This window comes from Acetobacter tropicalis, from assembly GCF_001580915.1.
GTDB classification, from domain to species: domain Bacteria; phylum Pseudomonadota; class Alphaproteobacteria; order Acetobacterales; family Acetobacteraceae; genus Acetobacter; species Acetobacter tropicalis.
Map to the genome: position 1 here is coordinate 29,242 of NZ_LHZQ01000207.1, position 21,320 is coordinate 50,561.

The window sequence follows — 21,320 nt, forward strand, 5'->3', positions numbered from 1 at the left end:
CGAAAGAAAAAACGCCGGAAGCAGACATGCTCCGGCGTTTTCTGAAGAACCGTTCCTGTTTTTGATCAGAATGAAAAACAGGAAGCGCTTTTCTTAAGGTTTTTTAGATGGGAATGGTGCGTTCCAGCGTGGTGCTGATGGCGGTCAGACCCGGTAGAACCTTGCCTTCCAGCCATTCCAGAAACGCACCGCCAGCGGTGGAAACATAGGTCATGTCTTCCAGAACCCCAGCATGGCGCAGGGCGGAAACGGTATCTCCCCCACCGGCAATGGTTTTCAGGGCACCGGCTTTGGTCAGGCGTGCCGCTTCCTGCGCAACAGCGTTTGTGCCCTCATCAAACGGAGGCATTTCAAACACGCCCAGCGGACCATTCCAGACTAGCGTTTTCAGGCCCGCCAGTTTTTCTTTCAGCAGTTTGACGGTTTCAGGCCCTACGTCCAGCGCCATCCAGCCATCGGGAATATCCGTAACCGGGGCAACAGCAGTGGGGGCTCCCGCCATGAAGTCTTCTGAAAGCACAACATCAACAGGCAGAATCAGCTCGCACTTCTTGGCTTCAGCCTGCGCCATGATCTGGCGGGCTGTGTCCAGCATGTCTTCTTCCTTCAAAGACTTGCCAACCTTGTAGCCTTTTGCCGCGAGGAACGTGTTGGCCATGGCACCGCCAACAGCCAGAACATCCACTTTTTCCAGCATGTTTTCCAAAAGTGCCAGTTTGGTGGAGACCTTGGCCCCCCCAACAATCGCACCAACCGGACGTTCCGGATTTTCCAGCGCTGCATCCAGCGCTGCAATTTCCGCTTCCATCAGGCGGCCTGCATAGGCGGGCAGATGCTCGGCCACGCCAGCGGTGGAGGCATGGGCCCGGTGCGCGGCAGAAAACGCATCGTTCACATACACATCGCCCAGGTTGGCGAGGGCTGCGGAAAGATCTGGGGCGTTGGTTTCTTCACCCGGCTGGAACCGGGTGTTTTCAAGCAGAAGAACTTCGCCATCTTTCAGGGATGCAGCAGCAGCTTCCGCATCCGGGCCGATGCAGTCATGCGCAAAGCTGACAGGCTTGCCCAGAGCCGTGGCAAGCGCCGTGGCGATGGGCTGGAGCGACATGTCCGGCACCACTTTGCCTTTGGGGCGGTCAAAGTGGCTGAGCACAATCACCCGGCCCCCCTTGTCGGCCAGTTCCCGAATGGTGGGAACAATGCGCTCGATACGGGTGAAATCAGAAATAACCCCATCTTTCATGGGAACATTCAGATCGACACGCAGCAGGATACGCTTGCCGCGAGGGTCAAGCTTATCCAGCGTGTTGAAAGGGATCATGGCCATTAGAGAGTTCCAAACAGAGCGGCTGTATCAGCCATGCGGTTGGAGAAGCCCCATTCGTTATCATACCAGGAGCAGATACGAACCAGCTTGCCGCCATCCACCAGAGAAGTCTGGGTTGCATCAAACGTGGAGGATGCCAGAGCATGGTTGAAGTCGGAGCTGACCAGCGGCGCATCGGAATACGCCAGAATGCCCTTCAGCGGACCAGATGAGGCCGCCGCCTTGATGGCGTTGTTGACGTCTTCAACAGAGCCCGGAATTTTTTTCGGCACGAAATCAAGGGAGACCAGAGACACATTGGCCGTTGGCACGCGAATGGCGGTGCCATCCAGCTTGCCCTTCAGGTGTGGCAGAACCAGCCCCACAGCACGGGCCGCGCCGGTGGAGGTGGGGATCATGTTCAGGCCAGCTGCGCGGGCGCGGCGCAGATCCTTGTGCAGGGTATCCACAGTGCGCTGGTCACCCGTGTAGGAATGAATGGTCACCATGTAACCGCGTTCAATGCCGAACGTGTCTTCCAGAACCTTGGCAACGGGGGCCAGACAGTTGGTGGTGCAGGAGGCGTTGGAGATCACCGTCATATCCGGTGTCAGCACGTCCTGGTTCACGCCAAACACGATTGTGGCGTCCACATCTGTTGCGGGGGCGGAGATCAGCACCTTGCGGGCGCCAGCCTTCAGCAGCGGCTGTGCTTTTTCCTTGGAGGTGAACAGGCCTGTGCATTCCATGGCCACATCCACACCTTCAAACGGTACCTTGGACGGGTCACGCTCTGCGGAAACCGTGATCGGGTCCCAGGTGCGGCCCTGTGTCGTGATGATCAGCTTGTTGCCGTCAACGCGCACATCCGCAGGCAGGCGTCCATGCACACTGTCATAGCTGAGCAGATGCGCGTTGTCTTCCACACTCCCAAGATCGTTAATCGCTACAGGGACAACATCGGTCCGTCCGCTTTCAATCAGCCCGCGCAGGACGAGTCGGCCAATGCGACCGAAGCCGTTGATAGCGATTTTGACTGCCATTTGTCTGTTCTCCGTTTTTATCTTTTATGGTCTTGTCAGTAACGGTCCCCGAGCGCGTGCCCGAGGCTGGTCCGGCGCGAACGAGGAAGCTCCCCGTGCAGCGCCTGAGGCAAAAAGGTGATGCTCCACCTTTTCACAGATCGCTTCAGCAGTAATGCCGAAACGCTCATACAATGCGTTGGCCGGGGCAGACGTGCCGAAATCATCCATGCCAACAAAAATTCCATCCGGGCCAAGCCAGCGTTCCCAGCCAAAGCCGGATGCGGCCTCAATCCCTATCCGTAATCCCGCTCCTCCCAGAACTGCACGGCGGTACGTGCCGGGCTGGGCGGCAAACAGTTCCCAACATGGGATGGATACCACCGCAGCGCGGATGTTCCGCTGCGCCAGATGGTGCGATGCTTCAAGTGCAATGGCAACCTCTGGGCCGGAGGCAATCAGCGTGACCTGCCGTTTTTCCGGACTGCGGATAACGTAACCGCCACGGGTTGCGCCCCCCAATACTGCGGCCGGAAAACGGAGGGGCGTGTTCTGGTGGGGACACAGTACCAGAACAGCCGGGCCACCCTGCCAGTGGAGAGCGGCCTCCCAGCATTTGAAGGTTTCCTCTGCACTGCCGGGGCGGAAAACGGCCAGATTAGGGGTGGCGCGCAGGCTGGCCAACTGTTCAACTGGTTGCCACGCGCCGCCGCCATCCCCAAGGGCCAGACCGTCTCCGGTAAGAAGATACAGCACTTTCTGGCGCATGAAGGCCGCCATGCGCAGCGCGGAACGCATGCGGTCCACAGTCATCATGCTGGCGGCGGCGCAGGCCAGCACACCACCATGCAAGGCAAGACCGTTGAGCATACCAGCCATGCCATGTTCCTGAATACCGCATTCCCGCCCTTTGGCCAGTGCCATGGGCCTTTGCCCTCCGGCAGTATTCTGGTCAGAGGGGGGCGCGTTCTTGGCGGAGGCTGCGGTAAGGCAGGTCAGTTCCGGCAGGATATCCGATAGAGCATCCAGCCCAGCCAGCCCGGATTCCTGAGTGGAGGTTTCCAAGGCGGTGCGCATCCGCCATTCCCATGCGCGCTGCCAGTCTTCATGGAACAGCGTGGGCGGGCGGGCTGTCTGTTCGCGTTCAAAGGCGGTGCGCTGGCGGTGCCGGGCAAAGCGGCGCAACCAGGAGCGGCGGGTGGAAGCGCCACGCCTTGCCGTGGGGCTCCACGGGCCGGTCAGTTCTTCTTCTGGCGGAAGGTCTGGGCCAAGGGGAGAGAGTGGAGCGGCGGAGGGCAGGCAGGCAATCAGCGTTGGTTTGCGTGCCCGTAATGTTGCGGCCAGAGCGGAGGTGATGGCGGGAAGATTATCGGCCTCCACCTTGCGCACCGTCCAGCCAGAGGCACTGAACCGTGTGAGCGAATCGACAAAATCAGCAGTATCGGGTTCTGAAGGGGGTGCGACCAGCACGGCCAGACGGTCCAGCCCGAAGCGGCCCGCCAGTTGGGCGGCTTCCATCGCAACACCTGTGGCAAGGTCCGTATCCTGCGCCAGAACCCAAGTTCGGTGATTGACCAGAGAGCGGCCAAACCGGCGGCAAAGAGCCTGTTCAGCCAGAGCCATACCGGCAGCAGCGGCCACCCCCTGCCCTGCCGGGCCGGGGGCCACTTCCACCGCAGGATGACGACCATATTCAAGAGGAACAGCAGCGTGTTTTTTCTCGCCTGTCAGGCGCAACATGGCGCGGAGCAAGGGCTGCATGGTGGTGGAGGGCACCACAAAACGGTCGCGGTCCGGCCAGTCTGGTGCTGCGGGGTCAAACCGGAGCACCCGGCACCACAGGGCTGTTACGGGCAGGCACATCAGTTCCAGCACTGCGCGGATATGGGCTGGCAGGGTTTCCGTGCGGAGTAACTGGCGCGCAGCGTGGCTCATCCGCACAACGCTGATCTGTTGAGCGGAGAGGCCTCCTTCCTCATTGGAAAGGAGATGGTCTGTCGAAAGGGCTGTTGCCATTCGCCTGCCTCAGGTGACGGGCCTGTCATGACGACCGGTCTTCTCATCACTGCATTTTGGTCAATAAAGGGGTGTGGAGATTTGAGCAAGGGCTCATCCACATAACCGAATGGTACACAAGCAAAGGCCAGAAAAACGACAACAAAACGGCAGACGGGCGTGATTTTGGCCTGTCTTTATGAGGGTGTTGCCTTGCGTTGGGCGCAAAGGAGCGCGAAAGAGAGAGAGAAAGACCACTCTACTTTTTCAGCCTGCTCGGAGATCTGCCCCTCATGCCCTCTGTTTCCTGTTTTGCAGAAAGGCGGCCTGTTGTGCGGATCATGCTGCTGGCAGGCGTTGCGCTGTGCCTGAACGGGTGCAAACTGGTGGACCAGAAAACCTTTAATCCGCAGGCAGGCACGCTGCCCAAACCCTATATTCCGCCGCCGCCGCCCGGTCCCCCCCCTGTGCCGCCGCTGGTGGAACTGGTGGGGGGCACACCTTCTGAAGAATGGGCAGCCCCAGTTGACCGGATGGTGCATGAGGCATTGGCACGGAAGCCAAACATTCTGTTTGTGGTAAAATGTCTGGTGCCGGCGTCCGGAAAAAGCGAACTTGATCAACTGACACTGGTGCAACTGGTGCAAGGTGATGGGCAGGCCGTGACAAAAGAAATTGTCAAGGCAGGAGCGGCTCCTGAACAAGTGGAAATAACCGCTATGCCAGATTCGACCGTGACGAAGCCGGTCATCAGGGTGTATGTGCAGTAAAGCTTACACCATTATGTGAAGTCATACTGTAAAAAGACACCGGCCAGACGGCCGACGGGCCATGCGCCGTGCCCCGACCGTTTCTGACGACGCGAGGAGAGTAGTAGCGTGGGATTGATCAAGAACGCCCGGCATCCGTTTTATGAACATTGCCATTCGGCGTTGAACGAGATCAGGCAGCAAGGACGGTACCGCACATTTACACCGCTGGCGCGACTGGCTGAGCGTTTTCCCCTGTATGAGGAAGAAGTTGCCGCCGTGCCGGAAGGGCGTGAAGTGGTGGTGTGGTCAACCAATGACTATCTGGGCATGGGCGTGGTGCCGGAAGTGCAGGAAGCGGCCATTGCGGCTATCCGTGAGCACGGCGCTGGCGCAGGTGGCACCCGCAACATAGCCGGAACCAGCCCGCTGCACACGCAGCTTGAGGCGGAACTGGCATCGCTGCATGGCAAGGAAGCGGGCCTGCTGTTTGTTTCCGGTTATGTGTCCAACCAGGCCAGCCTGCAAACCATCCTGACCTCCATGCCGGGCTGGATCTGCTTTTCAGACCGCATGAACCATGCGTCCATGATCGCCGGTATCAAAGGGGCCCGCGGTTCTCAGACCGTTATTTTTGAACATAATGATCTGGCTGATCTGGAAGCCAAGCTGGCGGAAGCCCCAGCGGAAGCCCCCAAGTTGATCGCGTTTGAAAGCGTGTATTCAATGGATGGGGATATGGCGGATATTGCCGGTATCTGTGCGCTGGCGCGCAAATACAATGCCATCACCTATCTGGATGAAGTACACGCCGTTGGCCTGTATGGCGAAGAAGGCGGTGGTGTTTCCCAGCGTGATGGCGTGGCGGATCAGGTTGATATTATTGAAGGCACGCTGGCCAAGGGATTTGGCGTGCATGGCGGGTACATCGCGGCTTCAGCCGAGATTGTCGATTTCCTGCGCTCCACGGCATCTGGCTTCATTTTCACAACAGCACTCCCTCCGGCTGTTGTGGGTGCTGCACTGACCAGCGTGCGCAAGGTCCGTGCTGAAGGCTGGCGGCGTGAGAAGATGTTTGAGCGGGTGAATACCTTCCGCCAGCGTCTGCGTGCGGCGGGTATTCCCTTCACCATGACGCCCAGCCACATTGTGCCGGTGCCGATCGGGGATGCAGAAACCTGCAAGCGCATCAGCCGCCGCTTGCTGACGGAATATGGTCAGTATGCCACCCCCATCAATTATCCCACGGTTGCCAAAGGCACGGAACGTCTGCGGCTTACGCCGGGGCCATTCCACACTGATGAGATGATGGACGAGATGGTGCGTGCGCTTTCTGTCCTGCTGCGGGAAGAAGGGGTTATTCCCGGCCGTTCAGCAGCGGAACGTCAGACAGAAAAAGCAGCCTGAGTTTTACGTAAGAAAAAGCCGGAAAACTGGCGGCAAAAGCCGGGTGGAGGAAACGCCCCCGGCCAGTTGGAGCGGACTTTTCAATCAGCTCATAAAAAAGGCCTCATCCCACACGGGACGAGGCCTTTTTTGCTATCAGCCGGCTTTGCGCAGGCGGCCAAGGGCTGCTCTCAGTTCATCATAGGAGACAGCGCCGGGAATGATTTCTTTGTCTCCGATAATGAAGGTGGGGGTGCCTTCAAGATCTATGGAGCGGGCGAGTTCCAGATTATGGCTGGCTGCGGCAATGACCTTGGGGTTTTTCATGTCAGAAAGCAGGCGATCCGGGTCTAGTCCGACATGGAGCGCAATGCGGCGAATCCGGTCTGTGGAGGCGCTGGCGGGGTCTGCCATCAGAGCTTTCTGGAACGGCACATAGGCGTTCTGTAAACCGGCAGCCAGAATGGCCTGCGTATCCATCACGCTGTTGGGGCCCAGCACAGGGATGACCTTTTCCACCAGCCGGAGGTCAGGCTCGGCAGCCACCAGCTTGTCCAGATCATCCAGAACCTTGCGGCAGTACGGGCAGCGGGGGTCATAAAATTCCACCACTTTCAGTTTGCCGTGCGGATTACCAAGCACAACATCCGTTGTGCTATCGCCAAACTGGGCGGGGTTTTTGCGCACGGCGTCAAGGGCAGAGGTGGCTTTCTGCGCGGAGGCCTTGGCCTGTAACGCCGTGATGGCGTCTGACAGGATGGAAGGGTCCGTCTTCAACGCATTGCGCATGATCTCAACAATTTCAGCGCGTTGCGTGGGAGTGAAGCCACTGTCAGCCGCGCGCGCTGGGGCTGCGGTGCTGCCAAGCAGAAGAAAACAGGCGACCCCGGCAAGAGCGAGTGGCCTGAAAGAGGAGGAGATCAGCTTTTTCATGGTTTTTCACCTGTAAAGCAGAACTGTTGGGATGGGAATGCAGTGTGGGCATGCTAACAGAAGGCAGGAAATGACACGGACGTGTTGCTGCCTGTGCGGAACAGGGTTATCGGAAGAGAACCGTGCGCCCCTTTGCGGGCAGACCAGATGAAGTGGAGACATCAAGGCGTGCCCGAGCGTTTCAAAAAGACCCGTTCAGCCCGGCTTGCGCCGTTATTTTCAGGTCAGGCCCGCATGGCGGCGCTTATGATGACCTGTTCCCTCTCAGCTTGTGGCCTTATAGGGGGGCATAAGGACCCATCCGCTCCGGTTGTTACCGGTTTTGTGGGGGAAGTGGCGGCGGATGAGCCGCAGGCGGCCCTTGTTGCCCGTGATATTCTGGCCAAGGGTGGCAATGCGGCGGATGCGGCTGCGGCTCTTGGCATGGCATTGTCCGTGACACTGCCCTCCCGTGCGTCTCTGGGTGCGGGTGGGGCCTGTCTGGCTTGGAAGCCGGGGCAGGAACAGGGACAGGCCTTTGTATTCCTGCCAAAAGCCGGACAGGATGACGCTAAGGCAGACCGTCCGGCCGCGGTGCCCATGCTGGCGCGTGGCCTGTATCTGATGCAACTGCGCTACGGCAGTGTCGATTTTGCTGATGTTGTGGTGCCTGCACGCAATCTTGCCACTGATGGCGTGCCTGTCAGCGGGTTGCTGGCGTCTGATCTTGCCGCTGTGCAGTCTCCCCTGCTGGCGGATGAAAGAGCGCGCACCATTTTCAGCAACGGTAGCGGAAGTGTGCTGACGGTGAGTGACCTGATGGTGCAGCCGCGTCTTGCCGGTGCGCTTGAACGCATACGAATTGCTGGTGTGGGCGATCTGTATGGTGGCTCGCTGGGGCAGACATTCGTGCAGGCCGCACAGGCTGCGGGTGGAGGCCTGACAACGGCTGATCTGCGCGACAGTCTGGCAACGGCTGAACAGCCGCTCATGCTGAGCGCCGATGGCGTGCAGATCAGCTTCCTGCCACCCCCGGCGGATGGCGGACTGGGTACGGCTGCTGCGTTTGTAGGTGGCCAAAGCCATGCCACCGTGCGGGGTGAAGCCGTTGTGTCGGGCTGGCGCGCCCGTCAGGCTGGTAAGGGCGGAAGTGTGAGCGTTGCGGATGCGCAGGCTCTGCTGAATTCCGGTAGTCTGCCTAGCGGGTCTGCTCTGCCTCCGCTCCCCGCTTCTACCTCTTTTGTTGTCACGGATCGGCAGGGTGTAACGGTAAGCTGTGCTCTGAGCATGAATAACCTGTTCGGTACCGGACGTGTGGCAGGCTCTACGGGTATTGTGCTGGGGGCCTCGCCGCAGCGGCGGCCGCAACCTTTGTTGACGGCTGCTATTGCTCATCGTGGATCGGTGCAATTCCGCGCTGCAGCAACGGCATCTGGGCAGAATGTGGCCGCTGATACCGCTGCGGTTGCCTTGCAGGCCGCATTGGCCGGAGGGCGGCCGGAAGTGACATCAGGGCCTGGGCGGGCCAATTTTGTATCCTGCCCTGCTGGTTTGCCGGGGGATTCAGGTAAATGCTTTGGTTGGACAGACCCGCGCGGTTCTGGTCTGGCCATATCGTCTGACCGGCAGAAATAATATTTTCTGGCTATGGCGAAACAGGCGGCTTCGGCCGCCTGTTTTTGGCTTGAATTGTTCTTATTTTGTTCTAAATAAAATGGAACAGAACCAGAGGTCTGACACTGTGGAGTCTTTCTCGCGTGATGCTCGTCATTGCGGGGGGCGGCGTTTTTATGGCAGGTCTTGAGAAAAGCGCGTTGGAATAAAAGCTTCAGTCTGAGGCTTCTTGTCCCCAGCGTGAGATGCGCCTTTGGCCGGAGCCGGAGGCAACAGGGAAAAGGTGAAGCATGGATAAGGCAAAAGCCCTTGAAGGTGCACTGGGGCAGATTGAACGCGCTTTTGGCAAAGGCTCCGTTATGCGTTTGGGCCAGCGCCCGCGTGAACAGGCGGATGTAATTCCTACCGGTTCTCTGGGGCTGGATATTGCTCTGGGTATTGGTGGCCTGCCGCGTGGCCGCGTGATTGAAATCTATGGGCCGGAAAGTTCCGGTAAAACCACGCTGGCGCTGCATGCCATTGCAGAAGCGCAGAAGCGCGGCGGCACGTGTGCCTTTATTGACGCCGAACACGCGCTGGACCCCGGTTACGCAAAAAAGCTGGGTGTGGATGTTGATAACCTGCTGATCAGCCAGCCAGATGCTGGTGAACAGGCGCTGGAAATTGCCGATACGCTGGTACGCTCCGGTGCCATTGATGTTCTGGTCGTGGACAGTGTGGCGGCTCTGGTCCCGCGTGCGGAACTTGAAGGCGATATGGGCGACAGCCACGTGGGCCTGCATGCCCGCCTGATGAGCCAGGCGCTGCGCAAGCTGACAGGCTCGGTTGCCCGCTCCAACACCATGATGATCTTCCTCAATCAGATCCGTCTGAAAATCGGGGTCATGTTTGGTAATCCGGAAACCACAACGGGCGGTAACGCGCTGAAATTCTACGCTTCTGTGCGCCTTGATATCCGCCGGGTCGGGTCCATCAAGGACAAGGACGAGGTTGTGGGTAATCAGACGCGTGTGAAAGTGGTCAAGAACAAGATGGCTCCGCCGTTCCGGCAGGTGGAATTTGACATCATGTACGGTGAAGGCATCAGCAAGGTCGGGGAACTGATCGATCTTGGGGTCAAGGCCGGTGTGGTGGAAAAATCCGGCGCATGGTTCTCTTATGACAGCCAGCGCATTGGGCAGGGGCGTGAGAACTCCAAGCAGTTCCTGCGTGATCACCCTGAAATGGCGGCGGATATTGAACGCAAGGTGCGTGAGCACGCTGGCGTTGTGGCAGAAGCCATGATGACCGCGCCGGAACAGGAAGAAGAGTAAAACCCGCCTGAAACCTCAACCCGAAACGTGTGAGAGGTTTTTTGGAGGCTGGTAAGCCAGCCTCTCAGGGGGAAACCGGGCGGCTGAGAAGGCTTGCTTCTGCATCATAAGAGGCCAGTACTGCCCGTTCTGCTTCTGAAATTGCTTCTGGCGCAAAACCCTGTTTGCGCCAGAATGTCTGGGCATGCCGAGTAGATGTCAGGCTTAGCAGCGGTACACCGAGCCTACGGGCCGCGTCTTCTGCCAGCGCAATGGCCTTTTGGGCGGCTCCCTGCCCTCTGGCGCGTTCTGCCAGAACCAGATCATGAATATACCAGCGGTCTGCCGGAACAGGCAGGCTTCCCAGCAGCGTGTTGAGCGGAGGGCTTATGCTGCCCCGCCACGGATGGCTGAGCATATAGCCCATTACTCCCTCAGAACCGGAAAGCACCCAACATCCCTGAGGTGCAAGTGCCAGCCGTTCCGTGAAAATTTCGTTATCTTCCGGATAATCCGTGTGCACGATGGCTGCCAGCGCGGTGGTTGCCGCAAGATCGGCTGGCATCATGGGACGCCAGATGGTATTTGCGGAAAATAGTGTCATGACAGGTTTGCCACGGCCTCGGCCTGAGTAAGAGAGAACATGAGTCCTCGCATTATCATGCAAAAAGCCTTCCAGCCAAAGCAGGCAGCCTGATGCCAGAGCGGATAAGACTAACTCTGCGTGTGGATGCAGATGGCAAGGCTGCTTTGGGGCACGGTAAAATCCGCCTGCTTGAGATGCTGGCGGAAACCGGGTCCATTTCTGCGGCAGGTCGTGCCATGGGAATGTCTTATCGTCGGACGTGGTTGCTGGTGGATAGCCTCAATCAGTTGTTCAAAGCGCCTCTTGTCGCTACGCGCCCCGGAGGCGGGGGCGGTGCTTTTCTGACAGAAGAGGGTGAGGCTGTTATCCGGTTTTATCGGGCGATAGAGCAGGAGGCGTCTCAGGCCTCAGCCCAGAATCTGGACAGATTAGCGCAGCTTCTTGCGCCGGAGAGGGCGGAATGCCCTTAAAAAGCCGTAACGAAGCAACAAACCTGTCAAAAAAGTAAAACGATTATGCCGTCCATTAACGGAATGCGGGAGATTGGTGTGTCATCATCCATTCAGCGACGTGACTTAATAAAGGTTGGGGCCGGGGCCACCCTTGCTTCTCTGGCCAGTGGTGTGGTGAGCAAGGCCAGAGCGGAAGGGCTGAACGGCGCAATCGGCGCGTTTGATGATGGCACGGTACGTCAGATTGCCAAGCAGCTTGCCAGTGCACCTTACAAGGCTCCGGATCAGTCTTTGCCCAAAGCCATTGATAATCTGAACTTTGATCAGTTCCGCAGCATTGCCTATCGGGAAGAAAAGGCGCTGTGGCATGGCGAGAATCTTGCTTTTGACGCCGAGTTTTTCCCTCGCGGCTTTCTCTATCGCCCCCGCATTGAAATCTACGAAGTGAAAGACGGCCAATCCGCCGCTGTTCCCTACACACCAGACCTGTTCTCCTACGGAGATCCCTCGCTGGAGGTCACGGATGATCTGGGGTTTGCTGGCCTGCGCTTGCGCACGGCCATCAATACGCCGGGCGTGATGGAAGAATTCTGTGTATTTCTAGGGGCGTCCTACTTTCGGGCTGTCGGCAAGGGGCAGAATTACGGTCTTTCCGCCCGCGGTTTTGCAGATGGCACGGGTGACCCAAAAGGCGAGGAATTTGCGCTGTTCCGTGCCTTCTGGCTGGAAAAGCCGCAGCCCAATGTTCAGTCCATTGTCATTCATGCGTTGTTGGATAGTCCATCCGTTGCAGGGGCATTCCGCTTTACCATCCGGCCGGGTGACACCACGGTTTTTGATGTCCAGTCCACTCTGTTCCCGCGCACCAAGATCAGCCAGTCCGGCATCGCGCCGTTGACCGGCATGTTCTATTTTGACGCCAATGACCACAACCATGTGGATGACTGGCGGCCGGCTGCGCATGACAGTGAAGCCCTGCAAATGTGGACGGGCAGCGGCCAGCAGCTTTTCCGGCCCCTGCGCAACCCGCTGGACCTCCAGTTCTCTGCTTTCAATGATGTCTCGCCCCGTGGTTTTGGGCTGATGCAGCGGCGCCGGAACTTCCATGATTTTGAAGATCTGGCTCTGAATTACGAAAAACGCCCGTCTCTGTGGATTGAACCCATTGGAGATTGGGGAGAAGGCTGGGTAGATCTGGTGGAAATTCCGACGCCCAACGAAGTGAATGACAATATTGTTTCCTTCTGGCGGCCCAAGGTGCCGTTGGCGGCGGGCAAGGAATACAGTTTCACGTATCGCATGTACTGGGGGTGGGATAACCCCTTCCCCACCTCTCTGGCTCGGATTGGGGCAACGCGGGTTGGGTCTGTAACCGATGACAAGAACGCCCGCTTCTTCGCCATTGATTTCATGGGCTCTCCGTTTGACCATCTGCCCAAGGATGCGCACTTCCATCTGGTGCCGCAGGCATCGGTCGGCACCATCCGCAATGTGGTGGTGGAACCCAATCCCAATATCAACGGGTGGCGCACCACCTTCGAGTTTGTGCCGGGGGATGAAAAACTGGCGGAGCTGCGTTGTGTTCTGGCCTCTGATACAGGGCCGGTTTCAGAAGAATGGCTCTACCGGTGGACGCCCTGAGCATGCAGGCAACGCAGGGAACCACACCGTTTCAGGCTTTGCCGCCAGAAGCCCCTCTCATCATGCCCGTGCAGGATCTGCACGCAGCACCGGATTGTGAGGGGCGGCCCCGCATACCCGTAACATCGCCGCGCACTGTTGTGTTCCGGCGGTTGGCGGTGCTGGGGTCGGCCTTTGCCCTGACGGCATACGGCGCATGGCGTACACACAAGGTTCTGGACGCCAACGGTGTCTCTACCCTTGGGTTGATCATGTTGGTGCTGTTTGTGGCGCTGTTCATGTGGATTGCGCTGGCGTTTACCTCTGCGCTGGCAGGGTTTGTGTCTCTCATTACCCGCGGTGGTCTGGGTCTTGGCATTACGCGCTCCGGCCCGTTGCCGGAACTGCGCAGCCGTACGGCTCTGTTGTTGCCAACCTATAACGAACCGCCTCATCGCGTCATGGCGGGCCTGAAGGCCATTTATCTGAGCCTTCGGGAAACCGGGCAGATGGGAGCGTTTGATCTTTTCATCCTGTCTGACACCACAAATCCTGATGTATGGATTGAAGAGGAAGCCGCCTTTCTGGCTCTGCGCGAGCAGACAGGTGGCCACCAGAACATTTTCTATCGACGCCGCCATAACAATGTGGAACGCAAGGCTGGGAATGTGGGCGAATGGGTACGCCGCTTTGGCGGAGCCTATGAGCAAATGGTCACGCTGGATGCGGACTCCGTTATGTCCGGAGAAACGCTGGTGCGTATGGCTGGCGCCATGGAGCGGCACCCTACGGTCGGCCTGATTCAGACTTTGCCGGTTATTGTAGGGGGCACCACCTTATTTGCGCGCATGCAGCAGTTTGCTGGCCGCGTGTATGGACCGATTATTGCGCATGGTATTGCGTGGTGGCATGGCTCGGAAGGGAATTACTGGGGCCATAATGCCATTATTCGTACTCGCGCTTTTGCGGGGCAGGCCGGTCTCCCGCATGTGCCGGGGCGGCCGCCTTTTGGCGGGCATATTCTCAGTCATGATTTTGTCGAAGCTGCGTTGATGCGGCGTGGGGGCTGGGCCATTCATATGGTGCCTGCTCTTGATGGATCTTACGAGGAAAGCCCCCCTTCCCTGACAGATGTGGCCATTCGTGACCGCCGCTGGTGTCAGGGCAACTTGCAGCATGTGAAAGTTCTGCCCACCAAGGGCCTGCACTGGATCAGCCGCATGCACATGATTGTGGGGATCGGGGCTTATGTTACCTCCCCCCTGTGGCTGGTGTTTTTGCTGACCGGTATTCTGATCTCCCTACAGGCACACTTTGAGCGGCCTGAATATTTTGGGGATACAAAAACCCTTTACCCTCATTGGCCACATGTTGACCCGGTACAGGCGAAATATGTGTTTATCGGCACCATGGCCATTCTGCTGGCCCCTAAACTGCTGGCGTATGTTGCCCTGCTGTTTGACCGGGTGACCTGCAAAGGGTGTGGCGGCGCTATCAGAGCCGCGGGGTCAGTTCTGGTGGAAACGCTGATTGGTGGTCTGATCGCACCCATCGCCATGCTGATCCAGACATCCGGGGTGATGTCCATTCTTTCCGGGCATGATTCCGGCTGGAATACGCAGCGCCGCGATGATGGCGGTTTTCCGCTGATGGTGGTGGTGCAGCAATATGCCAAATTCACCCTGTTCGGGCTGGTTTTGGGTATTGGCGCGTGGGTGGTTTCTCCCTCCCTGTTTTTCTGGATGACGCCTGTTCTGTTGGGACTGGTATTTTCCATTCCCTTGGTGGCGCTAACCAGTAGCCGCGCCGTAGGGCAGAATTTCCGCAAGGCCGGGCTGCTGCTGGTGCCGGAAGAAACATATCCGCCGGATGTGCTGAAAAAACTGGAACATGCGCAGGAAAGCGATGAAGCGCCCCAACTGCCGGATGATGCCCTGCGTGCCCTGCGTGCAGATACGAGTCTGCTGGCCGCGCACCGTGCCATGTTGCCCCCAGCCCGCAAGGCGGGTGATCCCATCAATGCGGAAAGGCTGGTGGGACTGGTGAAGGTGGAAGAGGCTCCCACGTTGGCCGCGGCAGAGCGGGCACTCTCTCCCAAGGAAAAGGCGGCTGTTCTTGGGTGTAGTGAGGGCGTGGACGCTATTTTGCGTTTGCCAGAGTAAGAGGCCAGAGCAGCGTAACAAAACAGGTTACGTGACGTTGAAAAGGCGGGATGAACGGATCAAGGCGGAAGCATTGGCATAACAGCCAATGCCGAGAGCCGCTTATCCCGCCTGCCATATTGGCTTGGCAAATTTTTTATACCGCACACACATTGCAGACACAGTAGACTGAGAAGCAGACCGCGCAGGTCAGGCTGCGACAGAACAGGACAGAAAAATCATGCGTCTGGATGATGAACGCCAAAGCAGCAATATCGAGGACAGGCGCGGTTCGGGCGGCGGAGGGCGTGCGCCCATCCGTATCGGCAGCATAGGCGGGCTGGTTCTTGTGCTGGGCGCGCTCTATTTTGGAGTCGATCCCCGATTGGTGCTTAATCTGCTGGAGGGCGGCGCGCCGTCTGCGGGGACTGGGTCAATGGTGGCACAGCAGGGGCCTGCTCCCGGGAATGATGCACAAAAGCGGTTCATCTCCAGCGTTCTGGCCTCCACGGAAGATGTCTGGACCACCTATTTTCAGCAGATGGGCCGCACATATCACGAACCGCATCTGGTGCTGTTTAGCGGCGGAGAGCCATCAGGGTGTGGATATGCGCAGACCTCAGTCGGGCCGTTTTATTGCCCGGCGGATCATAAAGTATATCTCGACCTCGCCTTTTTTCAGGAATTGCAGGGCCGGCTTGGGGCTGGCGGAGATTTTGCCAAAGCCTATGTCGTTGCTCATGAAATCGGGCATCATGTTCAGAATGAACTTGGCATCATGCAGCAGGCACAGACCCAGAGAAGCAGTTTGTCTGAAACGGGTGAAGGCGGTGTGTCTGTCAGGATAGAATTGCAGGCGGATTGCTTTGCTGGCGTGTGGGCCAAGCGCGCGAATGACGCGAAACAAATCTTGCAGACGGGCGATGTTGAACAGGGCATGAACGCCGCCGCCGCCGTGGGTGATGACCGGTTGCAGAAAATGGCGCGGGGTTACGCCGTGCCGGATAGCTTTACTCACGGAACGTCCGCGCAGCGGGTGCAGTGGTTCCGCCGGGGGCTTAATTCGGGTGATATCCGCCAGTGTAATACTTTTGGCAGCCCCTCTCTATAACGGGGCTGCCTTTTAAAAGTCCTTTCGGGCCATGCCCTTTTGCTGCCGGTGTCTTTTCAAACAGCTTTCAAAGGCTGAAAAGCCGTTTTCAGGCGCTGGCGGTATCAAGCTCCTTGATGTCGTCCGCGCTGAGTTCCAGTTGCGCGGCTTTTGCAAAACTGGCCACGTGTTCGCGGCGGGTGGCGCTGGCAATGGGGGCAGTCACCCCCTTACGGGCAATCAGCCATGCCAGCGCAATTTCTGCCTGCTTGGCATTATGGCGGGCTGCCACGGTATCAAGTGCCTGTAGAATGGCGGTGCCGCGCGGCGTGAGATATTTCTCAATGCCTTCTCCCCGTGTGCTTTGGGCAAGGTCAGCCTTGCTGCGGTATTTACCACTCAGAAAGCCGGAAGCAAGGCTGTAGTACGTCACCACGCCAAGCTCTTCCTTGATGCACAGATCACGCAATGCGCCATCGTAAGAGGATCGATCATACAGATTGTATTCCGGCTGCAGCACATCGTAGCGCGGCAGTGCGTGGGTTCTGGCTGCATCCAGAGAGGCCTGTAATTGCTCGGCGTTCAGGTTGGAGGCACCTATAGCACGGATTTTTCCGGCCTTCAGCAGTTTGTCATACGCGCCAAGTGTTTCTTCGTAAGGTGTTTCCGGATCTGGCCAATGAGAGAAATAGAGGTCAATCCGCTCAATTCCCAAGCGTTTGAGAGATCTGTCAACTGCTTGCATGATCCACCGTTCTGAAAGCCCTTTTTCTTCGGGCTTGCCAAGGTCTGACCCCACCTTGGTGAAAATCAGCACCTGATCCCGCTTGCCGGGATTGGCCTTCAGCCAGTTGCCGATAACAGTTTCAGATTCTCCACCTTCATTGCCGGGGCTCCATCGGGAATAGACATCTGCCGTATCAATGGCGTTGAAGCCATAATCCACAAAGGCATCCAGAATGGAAAAACTGGTTCTCTCATCAATGGTCCAGTCAAATACATTTCCCCCAAACACGATGGGCGCAATGTTCAGATCCGTTTTGCCAAGAGGGCGAAATTCCATGATATATTCCTTTTTTCTAGCCGGTTTTTCCATCCGTTAAGGCATGACAGGACGGAATAAAATGCCTTTGGCATCCGTCTGCGCATGGCGGAGCCTCTCCTTAACGCTCAGTGTTCAGGAGAGAGGTTCTCGCTGAAGAAACCAGCCACAAACATGGCACCAAAACGCACGGCGTTCTGGCTTGTTCCCTTGAGAAATCAGGTCTGCATATTATGCCAGTTAACACGCAGACATGACAAAAAGGGGAGCTATTTGAAAAATCTGTCCACTCGGTTTTTACGTGTCAGAACGGGGTGATGTTGGGGTGCGACACGCCTGAGGGATGTTTTTCATTTAGCTCAGTGGATACGCTGGCCACCAACCCACACTTCCTGCACCATGAAACTGCTATCTGTCACCACATAGTCTGCGCGTTTGCCTGCCTCCAGCGTGCCTCGGTCCGTAAGGCCAAGATAGCATGCCGGATTACTGCTGAGGAGGGCTGCGGCTTTAACCAGTGGCGTGCCTGTCTGCAAGGCATTGCGCAAGGCAACATCCAGTGTCAGCACACTCCCCGCCAGACTTCCATCAGGCAGACGCACCGCGCCGTCTTTGACAATCACATCCTGCCCACCCAACTGGCTGGGGCCTTCCGGCAAACCTGTTGCCCGCATGGCATCTGTTACAAAAAGCAGCCTGTCTTCCATCACCTTATGTGCCAGTTGGAACGTGGCGGGATGAACATGATGCGTGTCAAAAATCATTTCTGCATAAGCGTCACTACACATCAGGGCCGTTACGGGGCCGGGTTTGCGGCTGGTAATGGGAGCCATGGCGTTGAACAGATGCGTGGCTCCCACAACTCCTCCGGCGGAACAGACATGGCAGATCGCTTTTTCGGTTTGTTCATAGGAGGCCACCGTATGGCCCATGCTAACGCGCACACCTGCCGCCACAAATTGCAGCATGGCCTCTTCCGCATGGGGAAGCTCTGGTGCCAGTGTCACCACTTTTACGCAGCCGGTGGCAAGGGCTTCCTGTACCCGGTCTGGTGTTGGAGGAATGGCGTAAGGCGGTTGCGCGCCCAGTTTGTGGGGGCTGACAAATGGCCCTTCCAGATGCGCGCCATACACCATGGGGCCACCGGGGCATTGAGTGCGTACAACATCTGCTACAGCCCGCAGGGTATCCATCACATCTCCCCATGGCCGGGTGATGGTGGTGGGCAGAATAGTGGTGGTGCCATGGGCGGCATGAAAACGTGCAAGAGTATGAATGGCCTCCACGCCGTCCATGGTATCTGCGCCATTCCCGCCATGAACGTGGCCATCAATAAACCCCGGCAGAATATAGCGGTCTGGTACGGACGTATTGGCTGAAATATCCTGTATGTTTTCTGAAAATGTGATGGTTCCAGGCAGGATCTGATCGGGAAGAACAAGGTGTCCGCTAAGGGTGTGCATGGCAGAACTCTTTGGCTGGCAAGATAAATGTGAAAAATCAGGTGGCGGAACGGCGCATATAAAGTGCAATCAGCGCATAGCCGCCTACCGTCAGGCTGGTAAAAACACCCTGAAAGCCAAACAGGGTTTTTAGCCACACAAAAAGCTGCGGCAGAATACCGCCCCCACAATAGGCCATCACCAGAAAAGCCGAAACAAGAGGAGCAGCCTTTCCCGTATTTTTAAGAACAGTTGGGAATAGTCCTGGAAAAATCATGGCATTTGCCACACCCAGAAGCGCGATACAGAGAACGGAGCCATACCCATGCCCCAGAAACGCCAGCAGGCTGAGTATGCTGCCCGCTATGCAGGAATACAGGGTATAACGTTCCTGCGAACAGAAACGGGGTGTGCAAACCATGCCCAGACAATACCCCACTAACATGCCCGTTAGAGTAAGTGCGGTAAAAAACCGTGTCTGGTTAAGGGGAAGACCAAACCCCTGCGCATATGTTCCAATGGCGTCTCCGGCCATGACCTCTACACCCACATAGAGAAACATGGCGGCAATACCGCACAGAACATGAGAAGAAAGCAGAATGCGGCTTGTTTCTGAAAAATGGGAAACAGTGCTCAAGGGAAGGGTTTTTTCAGGAGGCTGAAGATCTGGCAGGCTTGAAAGCGCAACCCCGCCTGCGGCAAGCAGCATCAGTAGTGCCATGCCGAGATATGGCCAGTAAATGGCCTGTACAAACTGGCTGAGAAGAGCGGCGCGCGCTGCGGGATCTGTCATGCCAGCAGCGCGTTGAGACACACCTTCAATATCGCCCATAACCAACGTTGCCAGCACAATAGGAGCCAGAATACCGGCAAATTTGTTGCATATTCCCATAATGGCAATGCGCTGGGCCGCTTTTGGGGTAGGTCCAAGAAAACTGACATAAGGATTTACAGCTACCTGCAATAGTGCAAGACCTCCTCCCAGAATCAGCAGTCCTGCCAAAGCAGCTTCATATATTCCCGCCGCAATAAACTGGCCCGTACAGGCCATGCCCAGGGCCATGATTGTCAGCGCAAGGGACAGGCCACGTTTCAGGCCGGTGCGAGCAATAATCCATGAGGCCGGAATGGCAAAAAAGAAATACGAAAAATAAAAAACAAGAGGAATAAGAAAAGCGCTGATATCATCAAGAGAGAAAGATACTCTTACAAAAGAGATCAACGGTCCGTTCAGCCACGTGACAAACCCGATCAGGAAAAACAGCATTGCTGTCAGACACAAAGGTGTCCAGCCATACGCACCCGCGGGGCATAATCTGTTTTCCGGGGAGGGGTGGGCCGGAGGAGAGTTGGCCATGGGCATCAGGAACCGGCCTTTTCTGCTTGACGTGCCGGAAGAGGATGGGTGGCAGGAAGGGTCTGGAGATTTTCTGCCAGAGTAGAAATCCAGTCTGAATCAATGCGCCACCCAGCCTGCCGTGCCGCACGCAGAATGCCTCCACCTAGTGGCGGCAGGCGTGGGGGCTGGGGCGTGCCGCACAACGTGGCAAGCTCCGTGCGGATCAGCCTGCTGTTGAAAACACTACCAGCATAACTCCACGGCAGAGGAGCCATGCCAACGGTGTCGGGCTCAAAATGGGCACGTGCCGTTTGTACGCAGCGTGCCAGTTCGACTGCCGCAGCCTTCAGGAGGGCAAGTGCCTGTGGGCAGCCTTCTTCTGCCAGCGTGTCCACAAGGCGTGCGCATTGTGCCACGGCTGAACGGGGGCGAGCCTGTGCGGCGTGCCACCCTAGCAGGGCATCCATGGCGGCGGGGTTCGTGTCCGCCCAACCCATGTGGGCACACAGGCGGCGCGCAAAAGGCACGGCGTCAGGCGCACGTCCATCAAACGCCTGACAGAGTAATTGCAGGGCTTTGCGGCCAATCCAGTAGGCGCTTCCTTCGTCCCCAAAGGTGCTGCCCCAGCCGCCAACGCGGGTGGTCTGGCCAAGAGCATTGCGTGCCCATGCAATGGCCCCTGTGCCGGAAAGCAGCAGGACACCGGCTCCCTCCGCGAAAGCGCCATTGCAGGCCATGTCCACATCATTGCTCAGGGTAAAGACACCATTGGGGCACAAGCTGTGGAGATGGGTGCGGATGGTTTCACCAAAAGCACGGTTTTCTCCATACCCTGCCAGTCCGAATGCAAACGCCAGTACGCCTTCGCTCATGGGCGTTACCAGATCCGTCAGCACCTCTTGCCATCCGGATTGGTCAAAAGGGTTGCTGCCCCCGGTGGTCTGGTAGGCCTGCACGCTCGCATCCTGCCCGATACGCACGGCAGCGGTTTTGGTACCACCACCATCAACGGCCAGAATGGCCGGAACAGAGGAAGACGGAGCAGGAAACGCAGGATCATGCATGGGCCGGAACTTCGGTTGCCTTGGAAAAACTACTGCCGGATGGCGCAGCTTCGTTTCGGAAAGCCTATAACCTTTTCCGGCCAGCCACCAGTTGCCGTATGAATAAGAGCCCTTAACCCAAGGGTAAGAGGCTGCGCCAGGAAGCCTGAGGATAGTCTTCATAACGCGGAAAACAGAGGTTTGGGGTGTCACGTTCTGGTGGCGGACTTTAAGCGCCGTTTTCCCGTTTTCTGATATGTTCTAAAAGCCGTTCTGGAACGCATTTTTC

General features: G+C 57.5%; 17 protein-coding genes. 8 read left to right on the top strand and 9 right to left on the bottom strand.

The genetic code is table 11. From position 1 onward, the window contains the following. Positions 1 to 103: 103 nt before the first annotated feature. From AD944_RS09130 to AD944_RS09140, 3 genes are read right to left on the bottom strand one after another with little or no spacing between them, the layout of a single operon-like run. Entirely contained in the window at positions 104 to 1,327 is a 1,224-nt protein-coding gene (locus tag AD944_RS09130; RefSeq protein ID WP_006557567.1) for a phosphoglycerate kinase, read from the bottom strand. Further along, positions 1,327 to 2,349 (bottom strand): type I glyceraldehyde-3-phosphate dehydrogenase, encoded by a 1,023-nt coding sequence (gene gap / locus AD944_RS09135; RefSeq protein WP_045541819.1) that lies wholly within the window; start codon positions 2,347 to 2,349, stop codon positions 1,327 to 1,329. Before gap ends, AD944_RS09130 begins: the two co-directional genes overlap by 1 nt. Positions 2,350 to 2,373: 24 nt before the next feature. Next, complete coding sequence (locus AD944_RS09140) at positions 2,374 to 4,344, bottom strand: transketolase-like TK C-terminal-containing protein (RefSeq protein ID WP_045541820.1); 1,971 nt, start codon at positions 4,342 to 4,344, stop codon at positions 2,374 to 2,376. A 272-nt stretch (positions 4,345 to 4,616) separates the two neighbouring features. Between AD944_RS09140 and AD944_RS09145 the strand changes: the two genes are divergently transcribed. Both AD944_RS09145 and hemA read left to right on the top strand, forming a co-directional pair. After that, the gene (locus AD944_RS09145) at positions 4,617 to 5,093 is read left to right on the top strand and encodes a hypothetical protein (RefSeq protein ID WP_045541853.1); all 477 of its coding nucleotides are present in this window, start codon (positions 4,617 to 4,619) and stop codon (positions 5,091 to 5,093) included. 108 nt (positions 5,094 to 5,201) lie between these two features. After that, entirely contained in the window at positions 5,202 to 6,479 is a 1,278-nt protein-coding gene (gene hemA, locus AD944_RS09150) for a 5-aminolevulinate synthase (RefSeq protein WP_045541821.1), read from the top strand. A 135-nt stretch (positions 6,480 to 6,614) separates the two neighbouring features. On the opposite strand, the gene AD944_RS09155 is transcribed toward hemA, so the two are convergent. Continuing rightward, positions 6,615 to 7,391, bottom strand: coding sequence for a DsbA family protein (locus AD944_RS09155; RefSeq protein WP_045541822.1), 777 nt, complete (start codon positions 7,389 to 7,391; stop codon positions 6,615 to 6,617). A gap of 234 nt (positions 7,392 to 7,625) precedes the next feature. Between AD944_RS09155 and AD944_RS09160 the strand changes: the two genes are divergently transcribed. Together AD944_RS09160 and recA are read left to right on the top strand one after the other, a co-directional pair. Then, positions 7,626 to 9,005: a gamma-glutamyltransferase gene (locus AD944_RS09160; protein WP_373317137.1), complete on the top strand. Its 1,380-nt coding sequence runs from the start codon at positions 7,626 to 7,628 to the stop codon at positions 9,003 to 9,005. 269 nt (positions 9,006 to 9,274) lie between these two features. Next, complete coding sequence (gene recA / locus AD944_RS09165) at positions 9,275 to 10,297, top strand: recombinase RecA (RefSeq protein ID WP_035378901.1); 1,023 nt, start codon at positions 9,275 to 9,277, stop codon at positions 10,295 to 10,297. A 64-nt stretch (positions 10,298 to 10,361) separates the two neighbouring features. Here recA and AD944_RS09170 read toward each other — a convergent pair whose 3' ends face one another. Next, a complete protein-coding gene (locus tag AD944_RS09170) occupies positions 10,362 to 10,880 on the bottom strand; it encodes a GNAT family N-acetyltransferase (protein ID WP_045541823.1) in 519 nt (172 codons plus the stop codon). 92 nt (positions 10,881 to 10,972) lie between these two features. Between AD944_RS09170 and AD944_RS09175 the strand changes: the two genes are divergently transcribed. The 4 genes from AD944_RS09175 to ypfJ all read left to right on the top strand — a co-directional run bounded on the left by AD944_RS09175 (position 10,973) and on the right by ypfJ (position 16,186). Continuing rightward, positions 10,973 to 11,332 carry a winged helix-turn-helix domain-containing protein gene (locus tag AD944_RS09175; protein ID WP_035378897.1) on the top strand — a complete coding sequence of 120 codons (360 nt, stop codon included), beginning with the start codon at positions 10,973 to 10,975 and terminating at the stop codon, positions 11,330 to 11,332. 78 nt (positions 11,333 to 11,410) lie between these two features. Further along, the gene (locus AD944_RS09180) at positions 11,411 to 12,955 is read left to right on the top strand and encodes a glucan biosynthesis protein (RefSeq protein ID WP_035378981.1); all 1,545 of its coding nucleotides are present in this window, start codon (positions 11,411 to 11,413) and stop codon (positions 12,953 to 12,955) included. Then, a complete protein-coding gene (gene mdoH, locus AD944_RS09185) occupies positions 12,931 to 15,096 on the top strand; it encodes a glucans biosynthesis glucosyltransferase MdoH (protein ID WP_045541824.1) in 2,166 nt (721 codons plus the stop codon). Before AD944_RS09180 ends, mdoH begins: the two co-directional genes overlap by 25 nt. A gap of 220 nt (positions 15,097 to 15,316) precedes the next feature. Continuing rightward, positions 15,317 to 16,186, top strand: a complete 870-nt coding sequence (gene ypfJ / locus AD944_RS09190; protein ID WP_045541825.1) for a KPN_02809 family neutral zinc metallopeptidase — start codon at positions 15,317 to 15,319, stop codon at positions 16,184 to 16,186. An 88-nt stretch (positions 16,187 to 16,274) separates the two neighbouring features. On the opposite strand, the gene AD944_RS09195 is transcribed toward ypfJ, so the two are convergent. The 4 genes from AD944_RS09195 to AD944_RS09210 all read right to left on the bottom strand — a co-directional run bounded on the left by AD944_RS09195 (position 16,275) and on the right by AD944_RS09210 (position 21,052). Beyond that, positions 16,275 to 17,228, bottom strand: coding sequence for an aldo/keto reductase (locus AD944_RS09195; protein ID WP_045541856.1), 954 nt, complete (start codon positions 17,226 to 17,228; stop codon positions 16,275 to 16,277). A gap of 338 nt (positions 17,229 to 17,566) precedes the next feature. Next, complete coding sequence (gene nagA / locus AD944_RS09200) at positions 17,567 to 18,670, bottom strand: N-acetylglucosamine-6-phosphate deacetylase (RefSeq protein ID WP_045541826.1); 1,104 nt, start codon at positions 18,668 to 18,670, stop codon at positions 17,567 to 17,569. A gap of 37 nt (positions 18,671 to 18,707) precedes the next feature. Next, positions 18,708 to 20,012 carry a glucose/galactose MFS transporter gene (gene gluP / locus AD944_RS09205; protein ID WP_052427120.1) on the bottom strand — a complete coding sequence of 435 codons (1,305 nt, stop codon included), beginning with the start codon at positions 20,010 to 20,012 and terminating at the stop codon, positions 18,708 to 18,710. Next, the gene (locus AD944_RS09210) at positions 20,012 to 21,052 is read right to left on the bottom strand and encodes an N-acetylglucosamine kinase (RefSeq protein ID WP_045541827.1); all 1,041 of its coding nucleotides are present in this window, start codon (positions 21,050 to 21,052) and stop codon (positions 20,012 to 20,014) included. Before AD944_RS09210 ends, gluP begins: the two co-directional genes overlap by 1 nt. Between the last annotated feature and the right edge of the window lie 268 nt (positions 21,053 to 21,320).

What these genes read in the sequence shown, in the direction of transcription:
- mdoH (WP_045541824.1), top strand. Translation starts at nt 12,931, where the DNA reads ATGGCTCTACCGGTGGACGCCCTGAGCATGCAGGCAACGCAGGGAACC.
- AD944_RS09160 (WP_373317137.1), top strand. Translation starts at nt 7,626, where the DNA reads ATGGCGGCGCTTATGATGACCTGTTCCCTCTCAGCTTGTGGCCTTATA.
- AD944_RS09140 (WP_045541820.1), bottom strand. Translation starts at nt 4,344, where the DNA reads ATGGCAACAGCCCTTTCGACAGACCATCTCCTTTCCAATGAGGAAGGA.
- AD944_RS09145 (WP_045541853.1), top strand. Translation starts at nt 4,617, where the DNA reads ATGCCCTCTGTTTCCTGTTTTGCAGAAAGGCGGCCTGTTGTGCGGATC.
- AD944_RS09170 (WP_045541823.1), bottom strand. Translation starts at nt 10,880, where the DNA reads ATGACACTATTTTCCGCAAATACCATCTGGCGTCCCATGATGCCAGCC.
- AD944_RS09210 (WP_045541827.1), bottom strand. Translation starts at nt 21,052, where the DNA reads ATGCATGATCCTGCGTTTCCTGCTCCGTCTTCCTCTGTTCCGGCCATT.
- AD944_RS09195 (WP_045541856.1), bottom strand. Translation starts at nt 17,228, where the DNA reads ATGGAATTTCGCCCTCTTGGCAAAACGGATCTGAACATTGCGCCCATC.
- AD944_RS09175 (WP_035378897.1), top strand. Translation starts at nt 10,973, where the DNA reads ATGCCAGAGCGGATAAGACTAACTCTGCGTGTGGATGCAGATGGCAAG.
- nagA (WP_045541826.1), bottom strand. Translation starts at nt 18,670, where the DNA reads ATGCACACCCTTAGCGGACACCTTGTTCTTCCCGATCAGATCCTGCCT.
- AD944_RS09155 (WP_045541822.1), bottom strand. Translation starts at nt 7,391, where the DNA reads ATGAAAAAGCTGATCTCCTCCTCTTTCAGGCCACTCGCTCTTGCCGGG.
- gap (WP_045541819.1), bottom strand. Translation starts at nt 2,349, where the DNA reads ATGGCAGTCAAAATCGCTATCAACGGCTTCGGTCGCATTGGCCGACTC.
- gluP (WP_052427120.1), bottom strand. Translation starts at nt 20,012, where the DNA reads ATGCCCATGGCCAACTCTCCTCCGGCCCACCCCTCCCCGGAAAACAGA.
- AD944_RS09130 (WP_006557567.1), bottom strand. Translation starts at nt 1,327, where the DNA reads ATGGCCATGATCCCTTTCAACACGCTGGATAAGCTTGACCCTCGCGGC.
- ypfJ (WP_045541825.1), top strand. Translation starts at nt 15,317, where the DNA reads ATGCGTCTGGATGATGAACGCCAAAGCAGCAATATCGAGGACAGGCGC.
- recA (WP_035378901.1), top strand. Translation starts at nt 9,275, where the DNA reads ATGGATAAGGCAAAAGCCCTTGAAGGTGCACTGGGGCAGATTGAACGC.